The organism is Streptomyces tauricus, from assembly GCF_014650955.1.
In the GTDB taxonomy this organism is placed as follows: Bacteria; Actinomycetota; Actinomycetes; order Streptomycetales; family Streptomycetaceae; genus Streptomyces; species Streptomyces tauricus.
On sequence record NZ_BMVY01000007.1, the window covers coordinates 42,121 to 56,148 of the forward strand.

The window sequence follows — 14,028 nt, forward strand, 5'->3', positions numbered from 1 at the left end:
TTGTGTATGGCCGATCATAGGGGTTCCTGAGCAGTGCTGCTGCTACGGGCGTGTTACGGAATCCCCCGACGACTCCGCCGCACGGCTTTGCCCGACGGGCCCGCCGAGGCTCGCGCGCCAGGTCAGAGGCCTGCACCACATCGGCGCGCACCGGTGACCACCGGGCCCGCCCGGACGCCCACCGGTGCTCCAGATCACCACCACGCACTCGGCGAATCGGGCGACACCCGCGCCCGATCACCGGCCCGGTCCGCCGGCGGCCGCCAGGCCGGGCCTCCCGGCGACGGGCCGCCGAAGCGCGGGCCGTCGGATCGGCAAGATGGCGGGCGCCCGGTGCCCGGCACGTCCGTAGGCCGGGTGGCCGGGCGTGCGTGTCGGGCGCATGAGGGGCGCCGCTTGGGCGCCGTCCGCGCGGGCGGGCCGCAGTGCGTGTCGGCGTGCGCGTGTGGACGGTGCGCGGTCGCTTGGGGTGCGGGGTCCAAGCCCGCGCGGAGTCGGTCTTGTACCGGGCCGGGCGCGTGTGTTCTTGTGTTCTCATCCGGGTGGCCGTGAGGCGTCCCGGCACGGGGAGGGGAGCGAGGGTGACGACGGCTGACCGTCAGGGCCGGCTGCTGGCCATCAGCGACCTGCACGTCGGATACGCCGAGAACCGCGCCCTCGTCGAGGAGATGCGCCCCGAGACCGATGACGACTGGCTCCTCGTGGCCGGCGACGTCGCGGAGACGGTCGCCGACATCCGCTGGGCCCTCGAAACGCTCAGCCGGCGCTTCCGGAAAGTGATCTGGGCCCCCGGCAACCACGAACTGTGGACCCACCCCAAGGACACCGTCACCCTGCGCGGAGTGGCCCGCTACGAATACCTCGTGGAGCTCTGCCGAGAGCTGGGCGTGCTCACCCCCGAGGACCCGTACCCCGTGTGGGAGGGCCCCGAGGGCCCCGTCGCCGTGGCCCCGCTCTTCCTCCTCTACGACTACTCGTTCCTGCCCGCGGGCTGCGCGACCAAGGAAGAGGGCCTCGCGTACGCCCACGGGACCGGCATCGTCTGCACGGACGAGCACGTGCTGCACCCCGACCCGTACCCCAGCCGCGAGGCCTGGTGCCGGGCCCGGGTCGCGGAGACCGAACGCAGGCTCGCGGAGATCCCCGCGGACCTGCCCACGGTGCTCGTCAACCACTACCCGCTGGACCGGCACCCCACGGAAGTCCTCTGGTACCCGGAGTTCGCCATGTGGTGCGGCACCCGGCTCACCTCGGACTGGCACCGCACCCACCGCGTGGCCGTCATGGTCTACGGCCACCTGCACATTCCCCGCACCACCTGGCTCGACGGCGTCCGCTTCGAAGAGGTGTCGGTGGGTTACCCCCGCGAGTGGCGCAAGCGCTCGGAACCGCCGGGCAAGCTGCGCCGCATTCTGCCGATGGAGGTCGGATCCGGTGATCGAGGAACTGCTCCCGGAGTCGGTCGTGGCCGTGGAGGCACACGCTGACGACCACGCCGAGGGCACCAGGGCCCCGACGCCGTACCCCGAGCTGTATCCCGAGGAAGAGGCGCTGATCGCACGCGCCGTCGAGAAGCGGCGCCGCGAGTTCACCGTGGTACGCGGGTGCGCCCGACGCGCCATGGAGAAGCTCGGCGTGCCCCCGCAGGCCGTCCTCAGCGGCGACCGGGGAGCCCCGCGGTGGCCCGACGGGCTGATCGGCAGCATGACGCACTGCGACGGCTACGCCGCCGCCGCGCTGGCCCGGGCCACCGACCTCGCCTCGCTCGGCATCGACGCGGAGCCCCATCTGCCGCTCCCCGCCGACGTGCTGCCCTCGGTCGCGCTGCCCGACGAGGTCCGGCGGCTGGGCGAGCTCGCCGGACACCATCCGCGGATCCACTGGGACCGGCTCCTGTTCAGCGCCAAGGAGTCGGTCTACAAGGCGTGGTTCCCCCTCACCGGGAAATGGCTCGACTTCTCCGAGGCCGACATCGAGGTCTTCATGGATCCCGGACACACCACGTCCGGCGGCCTGAGCGCCGGACTCCTCGTACCCGGCCCGGTGGTGGACGGCCGTCGCATCGGCCGCTTCGAAGGACGCTGGACGGTGAGCCGGGGCCTCGTGGCGACCTCGGTGACCGTGCCGTACGGGCAGGGCTGAGCGCGGCGGCCGGGTGCCGGGCCGCCGTCCCCCTCCCGTCGGAGAACGGGCCGAAGGACCGGCCGAAGGGCTGACGGTGGTTCATCACACCTCCGGGCACCAGGTGTGCAGCAGGCGGAAGAACGCCTCCTCGTTGCCCTCGAGACCCGCCGCGGCCAGTGCGCGCTCCGCCTCCGCGAGGGCGGCGGGCGGCACGACCACCGGTCGGCCCGAACCGGACGGGGCGTCCATCGCGGCTCGTACGGTCTGCAGCAGGCGCAGATAGGCCTGCACGGCGGTGCGTTCGTGATCGGTCAGTACGGCTGTCGGCATCGGACGGCTCTCCCGGTTCGGCTCGGCTTCCGCTCTTCGGTCCTGCTCGCGCCGCCGCACAGCGGTGGCGCTGGGTCCAGCTTGCCGTCCGCCACTGACAATGCCCTTTCCGTGCGTGTTCGTTCGCCCGGTTAGCCGAGGGGAAACCTCACGGAAACCCCTTGTCGGACAAGGGGCTTACGCTGGAACAGAGGCCCGGGGCCGTACTCCCGGCGGCTCGGCGAAGGACCCGAGGAGGGGAGACGAGCCGGTGGTCGACATCCCACGACGGCGCCCGCGCGGGGCCATGCGGCTGCGGCCCGTGGGCGACGGCGAACTGCGGCTGCGGCACCGCGTGGTGCACGGCTACCGACGCGCCTACCGGATGACCGGCGAGGGACCGGCCCTCGTCCTGATCCACGGTATCGGCGACTCCTCGGCGACCTGGGCCGGGCTCATCCCCGGCCTCGCCCGCACCCACACGGTGATCGCACCCGACCTGCTGGGCCACGGCGCCTCGGACAAGCCACGGGCCGACTACTCGGTGGCCGCGTACGCCAACGGCCTGCGCGATCTGCTCGCCACGCTCGGCGTCGAACAGGCCACGCTGGTCGGGCACTCGTTCGGCGGCGGGGTCGCCATGCAGTTCGCCTACCAGTTCCCCGAGCGCACCGAGCGGCTGATCCTGGTCGGCGCGGGCGGTGTGGGCCGCGAGGTGAACCCCGTACTGCGGGCGGTGTCCCTGCCCGGTGCCCATCTCGCGCTGTCCGCGCTGCGCCTGCCCGGCATGGCGTTCCAGGCCCGGCTGTTCGCGCACCTGATCCGGCTGCTCGACACCGATCTCGGGCAGGACGCGCCCGAGTTGCTCACCCTCGTGGACGCGCTGCCGGACGCGACCTCGCGCAGCGCGTTCATCCGCACCCTGCGGGCGGTGGTCGACTGGCGCGGCCAGGTGGTGACCATGCTCGACCGCTGCTACCTCACCGAGGGCATGCCCACGCTGCTGGTGTGGGGCGACCGTGACGGCGTGGTGCCGGTGCGGCACGCGTACGGGGCGCACGAGGCGATGCCGGGGAGCCGGCTGGAGATCTTCGAGGGCGCCGGGCACTTTCCGTTCCACGCCGAACCGGCGCGGTTTCTCGCCCTCGTCCAGGAGTTCGTCGGGGGGACGAGTCCCGCCGACTGGAGCCGTGAGCGGTGGAGCGCGCTGCTGCGGGCGGGGCGGCCGGGTACCGCGGCGGGGCGGGCGGACGTGGTGCGCAGTCGTGCGCTGGAGCGGGATCTTCGCGAGGCGAGCGAGCGGAGTGCGACGTGATGCGCTGCGCGCTGCGCCGCCGGGTGTGCGCGTACGCGTGCGCGTGCGGTGCGGGTCGTCCGCGGGCCCGGTGAGGGCTGGTCGCGCCGTTCCCCGCGCCCCTGCAAGGTGAGTTGTCCGGCTGGGGCCGGTGAGGGCTGGGTGCGCAGTTCCCCGCGCCCCTGACGGGGCCCGGTGGGGGCGTGGTCGCGCAGTTCCTCGCGCCCCTGACGGGGCTGCGCTGCCCTCAAGCCGGGGGTGTGCTGCGGGTGGCCCTGACCACCGGGGAGTGGCGTAGGGCCAGGGACATGCGGACCAGGTCGCGGGGGCCCTCGGCCGGCTCCGTGGAGTCGGTGGGTCTGGCTTCCGGTTCGGTGGTCCGGGCCCGTACCGCCGCCGCCACCATCGCCGCGTCCGCCTCGGCGCGGGCCTGGTCCGGGTCGGAGCCCGTCGCGAGTGCCGCCGCGTGGGCGCGGGCCCGTAACCCGGTGTCGAAGTAGGGGTAGAGGCTGAGCAGGCCGTCGTGGATGTCCGACTCCCGCTGGGTGACCTGGAGTTCGGCGGGGGACCACCAGGACATCCGGGGCGCGCGGCCCGCGTGCGGCGAGACCGGTGCCAGTTCCCGCCACAACGGCCCCAGGCGGCGGTACGTGCACCAGGTCGACCAGGTGTCGCCGGCCCGCTGACAGGCCAGCGGAAGACAGAAGCCGACCGCGCTGATCTGCGCCCCGGCCGAGGCGAGCACCGGAGCCACATCGGTGCTGAGGTGGTCGAGGTTCCCGCCGTTCCAGCGCGCCACCACCGCGGTGAACTTGGCGGTCAGATAGGCGATGTTGCACACGTAGCCCGCCACGATGATCAGCAGCCCGGCGCGGAGCCGGCCGTGGACCTGGAGGGCCCAGCGACCGCACATCACGTTCATCGCGACACCCGCCACGGCCAGCGCGCCGAGATAGAGCACGATCATCTCGCGGACGAACGGCTCGTCGGCGTAGTACGTGTCGAAGTCCCGCAGCCGCTCGACCGGGGTGTCACCGAGGGCGAACAGCACGACCAGCGCCACGATCACGACGCCGTACCCGGTGATCCAGCGCCGTGACATCCGCCGGGTCCGTTCGGGCGGGCCGCCGCGCCAGTTGACGATCAGCACCAGACAGGCCGCGCTGAACGCGCTGAGCAGACAGTAGACGAGCGGCGCGGAGACGTTCGTGACGCCGATGATGTCGTTGACCTCGGCGATGGTCGGCGGCGCCGCGAAGAAGAACACCAGCCCTGTCAGCGCCAGCAGCGCGCACACCGACCGCAGCAGCGGATCGCGCCAGGAGCGTCGCAGCGAGGGGGACTTGACGGCCAGGACGGCCGCCATGGCGACGGCGGGCAGGTAGTAGCTGGTCCCGTCCACGGTGTGCCGGCGCTCTCAGCCCTGCGGCCCGCGGTAGCCGAGGGACGCCTCGATGCGGCCCGCGAGCCCTTCGCGCCGTACGGGCCCGCGCGTCCCCGAACCGGCCAGCCACCCCCGGCACCTGCTGGCCAGCAGCAGACCGAAGCTCTCGGCGTCCTTCTCGTCGGCCAGGTCGAACCGGGTACGCGCCGCGACCTTCAGGACGGTCGCCCGCAGGTCGGCGTCGTCGGACAGCAGCCGGGCGGCGACGGCCGCGCCCTCGACATGGTGGCCGCGGTGGCCCGCGCTCATGTGCCACAGCTCGTGGCCGAGAATCACCAGCTGGTGGTCGGGGGCGGTGCGCTCCTCGACGACCACGAGGTCCCAGTCCGCCATGTCGAGCCAGAGCCCGCTGGCGGTGCCCGGCGGGAAGGGGGCCGTGCGGAAGCGGACCGGTCGGCCGCGCCTGCTGCTCATGGCCGCGCACAGCGCCGCGTACAGGTCCCCGGGTTGTGCGGGTGCCGGCAGCGACAGCTCGTCGACCAGCTCGCCGCACAGACGGCGCATCTCCCTTCCGACACCCACGGCAGTCCCCCGGATCACGACTCGGGCCGCTTGACGCTCTCCAGGAGCATGTCCAGCCACTCGGCGACCTTGTCCCGGTGCTGATCGGTGGGCAGCTGCGCGGCCCGCCAGGCGATACCGCGCACCCCGTGGTCCTGCAGAAGCCGCTCCAGCGGGTCGTCCGCAATCGCAGGGTCGGCCTGCCGTTCCCGGTCGGCGAGCCGCTGGAGCAGATCCTGCTCGGTGCGCTGCAGGGCGCCGGCGAGTGCCTCGGGGTCCTCGGCGGACAGGAAACCGGCGTGCACGCGGAAGAAGCGCTGGATGGCGTCGCAGTGCTCCATGGTGGGGCGCCGGTCGCCGTTGATGAGCGCGCCCGCCTGCTGGCGCGACATGCCCGCCCCGTCGGCGATCTCCTGCTGGGTGTAGCGGCGGCCGTTGGGCTTCAGGCGGGTACGGCGCAGCAGGTCCAGGCGCTGGAGGAACCGGGCCTGGAGGTCGGGCTCGCCCGCCGACCGGCCGTTCAGCAGGGACGCGACCACGACCTCGGGGACACCCGACGCGGCGGACAGCCGGCGGACGTCGAACACCTCGCTGTGCGGTGCGCCGAGCCGGTCCGCCAGAGAGGCGACTCGGGCCACGACGGCCGGCAGCAGACCCGTCGCCGTGGCGCCCGGAACCTCGAAGCCATCCGTCACCGACAGTTCTCCTACGTCTCAATCGACCGACCGCTGTGGGGGAACCGGACCCCTCGGACGTGAAGTCCCTGTGGGGATCCGTGTTGTGCAGCGTGAACTGCCCGAAGACCGGAGAGTAGCCCTTCGGTCGAACCCGCATCCAGGTCTCGCCACAACTGTGGCGGGATTCAGCCGTCAACGGGCGCCAAATGCCACGATAGTTGACACCGCTCCGGACGGGGTAGCAGGATCACGACGCCGCGTGAAGCCCGCATAGGCAAGAGGGGTGGACCTCCCGATGGCATACCAGGCAGGAGGGCCCCGGCCGCAGCCGCGGCCCGTCCCCGACAGTCTTGAGGCCCAGGCGTATCTCCAGGACTACGCAGCACTTCTGGACGCCGTCACCTTTCCGTCCGTCGTCGTCGACCACCGCTGGGACGTCGTCCTCGCCAACGACGCGTTCGAGACACTTTTCCGCGCGGTCGGCCCGCACCCCACCGCGATGCCCGGCGACAACTTCCTCAGGTTCGTCCTCTTCCACCCGGACGCGGCCACGGTCCTCGCCGAGCACGAGTCGAGCTGGTGCCTGCCGATGCTGGCGCACTTCGCCGCCGCCGTGGAGCGGCACGGCCACGACCACGGACTCCAGTCGATCCTGCGGGACATCGCCCAGGACCCGATCATGGACGCCGCCTACCGGCACGGCCTGCCGCACTGGATCCGCTCGGTCGGCTCGCACGCGGTCGAGCACGACGGCGCGGTACGGCCGCTGCTGCACCCCGATCCGCGGTGGGGGAGCACCTGCCGGATCGTCGGTGAGACGCCCAAGACCCTGCATGACATGGGGTACACGCGGCTGACGCTGGTCCTGCGTGAGGCCCGCCGTCCGGCGCCGGCGACGCGCCGGACGAGCAGGACCGGCCGCGGGCGGCGCGCGGCGAGCCACCTCAGCGTGGTGCCCGCGACGGAGGCATGAGGACCTTCGCCGACCGCCGGTGACACGTGCGTGCGCCGCCCAGCCGGGGCCTACTGGGGCTTGCTGGGGCCTACTGGGGCTTACTGGGTGGAGGCGTGTCGGTGAGGTCCTTCACCAGGCGGTCGGCGACCGGGGTGCCCCGCTTCGCCGCCTGGATCTGCTCGTACACATGCGTGCGCAGTTCGGCGAAGCGCGGGGCCACCCGGGTGTGCAACTGGTCCCGGTCGGCGGGAAGATCGATTTTCAGCTGTTCCTGGACGACGGTCGGCGAGGAGGACAGGATCAGCACCCGCTCGCCGAGATAGACGGCCTCGTCGATGTCGTGCGTCACGAACAGGATCGTGATGCCCCGCTGCCGCCACAGCCCGCGCACCAGATCCTCCAGATCGGCCCGGGTCTGGGCGTCCACCGCCGCGAACGGCTCGTCCATCAGCAGCACGTCCGGCTCGTACGCGAGGGCGCGGGCGATCGCCACCCGCTGCTGCATACCGCCGGACAACTGCCACGGGTACGCGCCGGCCGCGTCAGTGAGACCCACGGAAGCCAGCGCGTCGGCGACCAGCTCACGCCGCCTGGCGCTGCTCGACTTCTTCTGCTTGAGCGGCAGTTCGACGTTCTCGCGCACCCTCATCCAGGGGAACAGGCTGCGCCCGTACTCCTGGAAGACGACCGCCATGTCCGGTGGCGGACCGGTCACCCGGCGGCCCCCTACCAGCACCTCGCCCGCTGTGGGTGTGAGCAGGCCGCCCACGCACTTCAGCAGGGTCGTCTTGCCGCAGCCGGACGGCCCGACCAGGCAGACCAGTTCACCGGCGTCCACCGTGAAGGTGAGGTCGCGCACCGCCTCCACCCGCCGGCCCGATCCCTCGTAGACCTTCTTCAGGCCGCGTACGTCGAGCATGGACCGCCCTTTCGCGAGGTTCACGACGACCGCCGGGAAGCGTCGCGCGCACCGTGGTACCAGCCGAGCGCACGGCGCTCGACGAGCCGGAAGACAACCGACAGGACGAACCCGAGCAGACCGAGCAGCAGGATCCCGGTCCACATGTCGGGGATGGCGAAGCCGCGCTGGAACTGGACGATGGTGAAACCGAGCCCGTTGCTGGCGGCGAACATCTCGCTGATGACCATCAGGATGATCCCGATGGACAGGGCCTGGCGCAGCCCCGCGAAGATCTGCGGGCTCGCCGCGGGCAGCACCAGGTGCCGCAGCCGCGCGACGCCCGTGATGCCGTAGGAGCGGGCCGTCTCGGACATCACCGAGTCGACCGCCCGTACGCCTTCGACGGTGTTGAGCAGGATCGGCCAGACGCAGCCGCTCGCGATCACCGCGATCTTCATGGTGTCGCCGATGCCCGCGAACAGCATGATGACCGGGACGAGCACGGGCGGCGGTACCGCCCGCAGGAACTCGAGGACCGGTTCGCACACCGCCCGCACCCGGCGGTACGAGCCGATCACCGTGCCCAGCGCCACGCCCGCGACGGCCGCGCACGCGTAGCCGGCGCTCAGCCGCAGCACACTCGGCAGGACGTCCTCGCGCAGCCGCTCACCGGTCCACACGTCCGGGAACGTGGTGAGGATGGTGCGCAGCGGCGGCCAGTAGATGTCCGTGCTGCCGTCCGACGCGTACCACCACGCCACGACGAGCAGCGCGGGCAGCGCCACGACGAGGAACAGCCGCAGCAGGGCACGTTCCAGGTCCTTCACACCGCCACCTCCCCGCGCACGGACTGGTGCCAGGCCAGCGCCCGCCGTTCGACGGTCCGCGCGCCCACGTTGATGAGCAGCCCGAGCACACCGGTGACCACCACGAGCGCGTACATCTCCGGTACCGCCTGGGAGGTCTGGGCGACGGCGATCCGCGCGCCCAACCCCGGTGCGCCGATCACGAGTTCGGCCGTCACGGCGAGGATCAGCGCCACCGCCGCGGCCAGCCGCACCCCCGTCATGACGTACGGGAGGGCCGTGGGCCACAGCACATGGCGGACCCGCGCCCAGGTGCCGAGGCCGTACGAGCGGGCGGTCTCCTCGGCGACCGGGTCGACGTCCTGGACGCCGTACATGACCTGTACGAGGACCTGCCAGAACGACGCGTAGACGACCAGCACGAGCACCGAGCGCAGTTCGGTGCCGTACAGCAGCACGGCGAGCGGGATCAGCGCGACCGACGGGATCGGGCGCAGGAACTCGATCGTCGAGGCGGTCGCCTCCCGGAGGTACGGCGTGACCGAGATCAGGACGCCCGCGACGATGCCCGCGCTCACGGCGATCACGAGGCCGATCGCCCAGCCGGTGAGGGTGTCCCCGAGCGCGGTCCAGAACGCGTCGTCGGCCAGCTCGGTGGCGAGCGCGTCGGCGATGCGGCTGGTCGGCGGGAAGTAGTCCTCGTCGACGAGACCGAGCCGCGGCACCACCTCGCCCAGGGCGAGGAAGGCCGCGAGCCCGCAGGCGCCCAGCAGGGCGTTGGTGCCCTTCACGGCTGTCACGGCCTTCTCGCCTTCTCGGCCTTCTCTGCTGTCGCGGCTTTCACGGCAGCAGCTTGTCCAGGTCCGGCTCCTTCTCGAACAGGCCGTCCTGCTGGCCCAGTTCGGCCAGCCTCTCGATGGAGCGACGGTCCGGCTCGGCGGGCCACCGCGGCAGGACCAGCGACTCCACCAGCGGCTGCGGGATCTTCGTGTAGGTGGTGATGATGTCGCGGACCTCCTCCGGGTGGCTGTCCGCGTACTCCAGGGACTCGATGGTCGCCGCCTGGAACTTCTTCACCAGCTCCGGGTTCTTCTGCACGTAACTCTGCGAGGAGAAGAACATGGCCACGGTCAGGTCGGGTGACACGTCGACGAAGAGTGACGCGATGGAGGTGCCGCCCTGCGCCTTGATGCTCGCGAGCGCCGGTTCCACGACACAGGCCGCGTCCACCTGACCGCCTTCGAGCGCGGCCGGCATCTGGTCGAAGGGCATCTCCACGAACTTCACCTTGGACGGGTCGCCGCCGTCCTTGCGGACCGACTCCCTGGTCGAGGTGTCGCAGATGTTGTTGAGCGTGTTGGCGGCGACCTTCTTGCCCTCGACGTCCTTGGCGGACTTCAGGGGGCTGCCCTTCTTCACGGCGAGCTCGGCGAAGTCGGCGCCCTTCTTGCCGGTGGACGCGACACCGTTCACCACGGCCTCGACCGGTACGTTCTTGGACTGGGCGACCAGCAGGGACGTCATGTTACTGAAGCCGAAGTCGAACTGGCCCGAGACCACACCGGGCACGATCGCCGCACCGCCCTGCGCGCTCGTCAGGGACAACTTGATGCCCCGCTCGCTGTAGAAGCCCTTCTTCTGGCCCAGGTACATGGGGGCGACGTCGATGATGGGGATGACGCCGACCTTGACCGTGGTGGTACCGCCGGAAGCCTTGTCGTTGTCGTCCGACCCGGGGGAGTCGGACGAACCGCAGGCCGTCGCGGCGACGAACGTTGCGCCGGTCACGAGGCCGATGAGCAGACGACGCATCACTCCCCCTATGGAAACTTTTGGGACAGTTCTTCGACAGGCTGTGCGCAGACCGCACAGAAGTGCTCAGCGGGAACGTAGAACCTGGCCGTGGAACAGGTCAATGCCCTTGACGCGCAAGGTCGTTGACAGTTGCCGAAGTGTGCTCCTAGCGTGCGCAGAGCGCACCCCCGTGCGTCCCGTGGAGGCGACGATGCCTGCTGGAGCCCGCGAACCGCATTTCGTCCGTTCCTTCGAGCGCGGCCTCGCCGTCATCCGCGCGTTCGACGCCGACCATCCGGAGCTGACGCTCAGCGAGGTGGCGCGGGTCACCGACCTGACCCGCGCGGCGGCCCGCCGCTTCCTGCTGACGCTCTTCGACCTGGGATACGTGCAGACGGACGGCCGGATGTTCCGGCTCACCCCGCGCGTCCTGGAACTCGGATACTCCTACCTGTCCAGTTTCACCCTGCCGGAGATCGCCGAGCCGCATCTGGAGCAACTCGTCACGCAGATAAGGGAGTCGTCGTCCCTGTGCGTCCTCGACGGCGACGACATCGTGTACGCCGCCCGCGTACCGACGCACCGCATCATGACCGCGACCATCACCGTCGGCAGCCGCTTTCCGGCCCATGTCACTTCGGTGGGACGGGTGTTGCTCGCCCAGCTGCCCGACGAGGAGATCGACACCCGGCTGTCCCGCGCGGACCTGATCCCCCTGACGGCCCGCACGATCGTCTCGGCCGAACTGCTGCGCACCGAACTGCGCCGGGTACGCCGTCAGGGGTACGCGATCGTCGACCAGGAACTGGAGGAGGGACTGCGCTCGGTCGCCGTCCCGGTGCGGGACCGGGACGGCGAGGTGGTGGCGGCGGTCAACGTCCCCGTGCACGCCAGCCGCAACTCGGTGGAGTCCGTACGCCGTGACCTGCTGCCCCATCTGCTGGCCACGGTCGCCCGGATCGAGGCGGACCTGCGGATCACAGGTCGAGCACGAGGCGCTTCCCGAGGCACCGGGACACACAGATGAGCATGGTCTCGCCGGCCTCCCGCTCCTCGTCCGTGAGCACCGAGTCCCGGTGGTCGGGCGTGCCGTCGAGGACGTCCGTCTCACAGGTCCCGCAGGTGCCCTCGGTGCAGGAGAAGAGCACCTCGACACCCGCCGCGCGCACGGTGTCGAGCACGGTGGCGTCGGCGGGCACGGTGAGGGTGCGTCCCGACCGCTCCAGCACCACCTCGAACTCCCCTTCCCCGCCCGGGTCCTGGACGTCCGGCGCCTTGGGCTGGAAGCGCTCGACGTGCAGCGCGCCGCTCGGCCACCGCGCGCACCGCTCCTCCACGGCGTCCAGCAGCGGACCGGGCCCACAGCAGTAGACGAGGGTGTCCGGTCGCGGGGTGCCGAGTGCGGAGGCGAGGTCGAGCAGCCCGCACTCGTCCTGCGGGACGAGCCGGACCTTCTCCCCGTACGCCGCCAACTCCTCCTTGAACGCCATGGATTCGCGCGTCCGGCCCCCGTACAACAGGGTCCAGTCCGCGCCCGCCGCCTCGGCCGCGGCCAGCATCGGCAGGATCGGGGTGATGCCGATACCGCCCGCGACGAACAGATAGCGGGGCGACGGCAGGAGGGCGAAGTGATTGCGCGGACCGCGCACGCGGACCTTGTCGCCCACCTCCAACTGCCCGTGCACATGGGCGGATCCGCCGCGGCCCTCGGGCTCCCGCAGCACCGCGACACGCCACTCGCGCAGGTCGGCCGGATCGCCGCACAGCGAGTACTGCCGCTCCAGACCCGGCCCCAGGACCACATCGACATGGGCCCCGGGCGCCCAGCCGGGCAGCGCGTCGCCGAGCGGATGGCGGAGAGTGAGCGCGAGTACGCCATCGGCAGCCAAGTCCCTGTGCGCGACGACGAGTTCGGCTTCGTACGTGCTCATGAGCGGTGTCCCTGAGGTGTGTGTCCTTCGGGGTGACCGAGCATCCACTCCCACATCTCGACCGGGTCCTCGGCGGTGTGCTCGGCCCCGCAGTGACAGGTGCCGTGGAGCACGTCGGTGCCCGGCAGCCAGTCGATGCGGTAGACCTCACCGGTGGAGCTGCTCACAGGACCTTCTCCACGGGCTTCTCGCCCTCCTCGACCAGCCGGGCGAGGATGCGGCGGGCGGCCAGACCACCGGTGTCGATGTTGATGCTCAGCTCCTGGTAGCCGCTGCGCTCCGTGCCGAGCGTGCGCTGCAGCAGGTTGAGCGCGTCGACGTCCTGCATCACGACCGTGTGGTTGTTGGCCCGCAGGAACTCCGTCACCTCGGCGTCGTCGGTCGCCCAGTCGCGCGAGACCATCCAGAAGTCGTACACCGCGCCGTCGGCGGACGGGGTGATGGCGTACGTGATCTCCGTGTGGAAGCCGTTCGGGTCGCTGCCGTCCGGCTCGGGCACGACACCGACCGGCGCGATCCGGCTGTGCAGCAGATACAGACACGGGGCGTGGTACTCGATGTCCTGCCAGCGGGTGATCCGGCCCTCGATACCGGTCGACCTGGCGTAGAAGGGCGGGCACTCGGCGTCGTCCATGTGCCGGCTCACCCGCACGATGCCCGCGCCCTCGTCGACCTCGGTGGTGATGGGTGTCTCGGCGACCTCGGGGGTACCGATGTAACCGCCGTGCAGATACGTCTCGTGGGACAGGTCGAGGAGGTTGTCCACGAGGAGGCCGTAGTCGGCGTCGATCGGCTCCATCCCGCTGACGGTGACCCAGCCGGGGGAGTCGAGATGCCTGGCCCGCGGAATGACCTCCGGGTCGGCGAGGGCGGGGTCACCTATCCACACCCAGATCAGGGAGTCCTGCTCGACCACCGGGTAGGAGGCGACCCGGGCGGTACGCGGCACCCGTTTCTGACCCGGCACGTACACGCAGGCACCCGTCGTGTCGTACGTGAACCCGTGGTACCCGCAGACGATCCGGTCGCCGTCGAGCCCGCTGGCGGACAGCGGATAACGGCGGTGCACACACCGGTCGTGCAACGCGACGGGCCGCCCGTCGTCCTCGGTCCGATAGAAGACGAGCGGTTCACCGAGCACGGTCCGCCCGAACAACTCCCGCCCGACCTCATGGGCGTAGGCGGCTACGTACCACTGGTTCCTGGCGAAGGCGGTGGTGTGCGGCATCTTTGCGGCTCCCGTCGTTGGGCGATGGCGACATCGTCCGGAAGGGCGCCACCGGGGCGCAACA

Annotated in this window: 16 protein-coding genes; 5 read left to right on the forward strand and 11 right to left on the reverse strand. The window is 71.3% G+C overall.

Annotated features, from left to right (window positions below; all coding sequences use genetic code 11):
* The first annotated feature begins 581 nt into the window (after nucleotides 1-581).
* Together IE278_RS13780 and IE278_RS13785 are read left to right on the forward strand one after the other, a co-directional pair.
* Complete coding sequence (locus tag IE278_RS13780) at nucleotides 582-1,487, forward strand: metallophosphoesterase family protein (protein ID WP_189772122.1); 906 nt, start codon at nucleotides 582-584, stop codon at nucleotides 1,485-1,487.
* Nucleotides 1,435-2,142, forward strand: coding sequence for a 4'-phosphopantetheinyl transferase family protein (locus tag IE278_RS13785; protein WP_189772124.1), 708 nt, complete (start codon nucleotides 1,435-1,437; stop codon nucleotides 2,140-2,142). Before IE278_RS13780 ends, IE278_RS13785 begins: the two co-directional genes overlap by 53 nt.
* 84 nt (nucleotides 2,143-2,226) lie before the next feature.
* Here IE278_RS13785 and IE278_RS13790 read toward each other — a convergent pair whose 3' ends face one another.
* On the reverse strand, nucleotides 2,227-2,454 hold the full coding sequence (locus tag IE278_RS13790) for a hypothetical protein (RefSeq protein ID WP_189772126.1): 228 nt from the start codon (nucleotides 2,452-2,454) through the stop codon (nucleotides 2,227-2,229).
* Between the two features lie 250 nt (nucleotides 2,455-2,704).
* Between IE278_RS13790 and IE278_RS13795 the strand changes: the two genes are divergently transcribed.
* Complete coding sequence (locus IE278_RS13795; RefSeq protein ID WP_189772127.1) at nucleotides 2,705-3,748, forward strand: alpha/beta fold hydrolase; 1,044 nt, start codon at nucleotides 2,705-2,707, stop codon at nucleotides 3,746-3,748.
* Between the two features lie 226 nt (nucleotides 3,749-3,974).
* Here the strand turns inward: IE278_RS13795 and IE278_RS13800 are convergent, their stop codons facing one another.
* The 3 genes from IE278_RS13800 to IE278_RS13810 are packed head-to-tail and all read right to left on the reverse strand — an operon-like array spanning nucleotide 3,975 to nucleotide 6,367.
* Nucleotides 3,975-5,129, reverse strand: coding sequence for an MAB_1171c family putative transporter (locus tag IE278_RS13800; RefSeq protein ID WP_189772129.1), 1,155 nt, complete (start codon nucleotides 5,127-5,129; stop codon nucleotides 3,975-3,977).
* A gap of 15 nt (nucleotides 5,130-5,144) precedes the next feature.
* Nucleotides 5,145-5,675, reverse strand: coding sequence for a toxin-antitoxin system, toxin component (locus tag IE278_RS13805; protein WP_189772419.1), 531 nt, complete (start codon nucleotides 5,673-5,675; stop codon nucleotides 5,145-5,147).
* Nucleotides 5,676-5,707: 32 nt separating this feature from the next.
* The gene (locus IE278_RS13810) at nucleotides 5,708-6,367 is read right to left on the reverse strand and encodes a helix-turn-helix domain-containing protein (RefSeq protein ID WP_189772131.1); all 660 of its coding nucleotides are present in this window, start codon (nucleotides 6,365-6,367) and stop codon (nucleotides 5,708-5,710) included.
* Nucleotides 6,368-6,644: 277 nt separating this feature from the next.
* Between IE278_RS13810 and IE278_RS13815 the strand changes: the two genes are divergently transcribed.
* Nucleotides 6,645-7,322, forward strand: coding sequence for an MmyB family transcriptional regulator (locus tag IE278_RS13815; protein ID WP_189772133.1), 678 nt, complete (start codon nucleotides 6,645-6,647; stop codon nucleotides 7,320-7,322).
* A gap of 70 nt (nucleotides 7,323-7,392) precedes the next feature.
* On the opposite strand, the gene IE278_RS13820 is transcribed toward IE278_RS13815, so the two are convergent.
* From IE278_RS13820 to IE278_RS13835, 4 genes are read right to left on the reverse strand one after another with little or no spacing between them, the layout of a single operon-like run.
* Nucleotides 7,393-8,223, reverse strand: coding sequence for an ABC transporter ATP-binding protein (locus IE278_RS13820; protein WP_189772423.1), 831 nt, complete (start codon nucleotides 8,221-8,223; stop codon nucleotides 7,393-7,395).
* Nucleotides 8,224-8,243: 20 nt separating this feature from the next.
* The gene (locus tag IE278_RS13825; protein WP_189772421.1) at nucleotides 8,244-9,023 is read right to left on the reverse strand and encodes an ABC transporter permease; all 780 of its coding nucleotides are present in this window, start codon (nucleotides 9,021-9,023) and stop codon (nucleotides 8,244-8,246) included.
* A 5-nt stretch (nucleotides 9,024-9,028) separates the two neighbouring features.
* Nucleotides 9,029-9,802 carry an ABC transporter permease gene (locus tag IE278_RS13830; RefSeq protein ID WP_189772425.1) on the reverse strand — a complete coding sequence of 258 codons (774 nt, stop codon included), beginning with the start codon at nucleotides 9,800-9,802 and terminating at the stop codon, nucleotides 9,029-9,031.
* A gap of 49 nt (nucleotides 9,803-9,851) precedes the next feature.
* Nucleotides 9,852-10,823, reverse strand: a complete 972-nt coding sequence (locus IE278_RS13835; RefSeq protein ID WP_189772135.1) for an ABC transporter substrate-binding protein — start codon at nucleotides 10,821-10,823, stop codon at nucleotides 9,852-9,854.
* A 193-nt stretch (nucleotides 10,824-11,016) separates the two neighbouring features.
* On the opposite strand from IE278_RS13835, the gene IE278_RS13840 reads away from it, so the two are divergent.
* Nucleotides 11,017-11,832, forward strand: coding sequence for an IclR family transcriptional regulator domain-containing protein (locus IE278_RS13840; protein WP_189772137.1), 816 nt, complete (start codon nucleotides 11,017-11,019; stop codon nucleotides 11,830-11,832).
* On the opposite strand, the gene IE278_RS13845 is transcribed toward IE278_RS13840, so the two are convergent.
* Genes IE278_RS13845 through IE278_RS13855 form a run of 3 tightly spaced genes read right to left on the reverse strand, consistent with a single transcriptional unit; the run spans nucleotide 11,783 to nucleotide 13,964 of the window.
* Nucleotides 11,783-12,736 (reverse strand): PDR/VanB family oxidoreductase, encoded by a 954-nt coding sequence (locus tag IE278_RS13845; protein WP_189772139.1) that lies wholly within the window; start codon nucleotides 12,734-12,736, stop codon nucleotides 11,783-11,785. The genes IE278_RS13840 and IE278_RS13845 overlap by 50 nt on opposite strands.
* On the reverse strand, nucleotides 12,733-12,903 hold the full coding sequence (locus IE278_RS13850) for a hypothetical protein (RefSeq protein ID WP_189772141.1): 171 nt from the start codon (nucleotides 12,901-12,903) through the stop codon (nucleotides 12,733-12,735). The genes IE278_RS13845 and IE278_RS13850 overlap by 4 nt, the downstream gene beginning before the upstream one ends.
* Nucleotides 12,900-13,964 (reverse strand): Rieske 2Fe-2S domain-containing protein, encoded by a 1,065-nt coding sequence (locus tag IE278_RS13855; protein WP_189772143.1) that lies wholly within the window; start codon nucleotides 13,962-13,964, stop codon nucleotides 12,900-12,902. Before IE278_RS13855 ends, IE278_RS13850 begins: the two co-directional genes overlap by 4 nt.
* Nucleotides 13,965-14,028 lie beyond the last annotated feature (64 nt).

What these genes read in the sequence shown, in the direction of transcription:
- IE278_RS13820 (WP_189772423.1), bottom strand. Translation starts at nt 8,223, where the DNA reads ATGCTCGACGTACGCGGCCTGAAGAAGGTCTACGAGGGATCGGGCCGG.
- IE278_RS13840 (WP_189772137.1), top strand. Translation starts at nt 11,017, where the DNA reads ATGCCTGCTGGAGCCCGCGAACCGCATTTCGTCCGTTCCTTCGAGCGC.
- IE278_RS13845 (WP_189772139.1), bottom strand. Translation starts at nt 12,736, where the DNA reads ATGAGCACGTACGAAGCCGAACTCGTCGTCGCGCACAGGGACTTGGCT.
- IE278_RS13790 (WP_189772126.1), bottom strand. Translation starts at nt 2,454, where the DNA reads ATGCCGACAGCCGTACTGACCGATCACGAACGCACCGCCGTGCAGGCC.
- IE278_RS13855 (WP_189772143.1), bottom strand. Translation starts at nt 13,964, where the DNA reads ATGCCGCACACCACCGCCTTCGCCAGGAACCAGTGGTACGTAGCCGCC.
- IE278_RS13835 (WP_189772135.1), bottom strand. Translation starts at nt 10,823, where the DNA reads ATGCGTCGTCTGCTCATCGGCCTCGTGACCGGCGCAACGTTCGTCGCC.
- IE278_RS13815 (WP_189772133.1), top strand. Translation starts at nt 6,645, where the DNA reads ATGGCATACCAGGCAGGAGGGCCCCGGCCGCAGCCGCGGCCCGTCCCC.
- IE278_RS13805 (WP_189772419.1), bottom strand. Translation starts at nt 5,675, where the DNA reads ATGCGCCGTCTGTGCGGCGAGCTGGTCGACGAGCTGTCGCTGCCGGCA.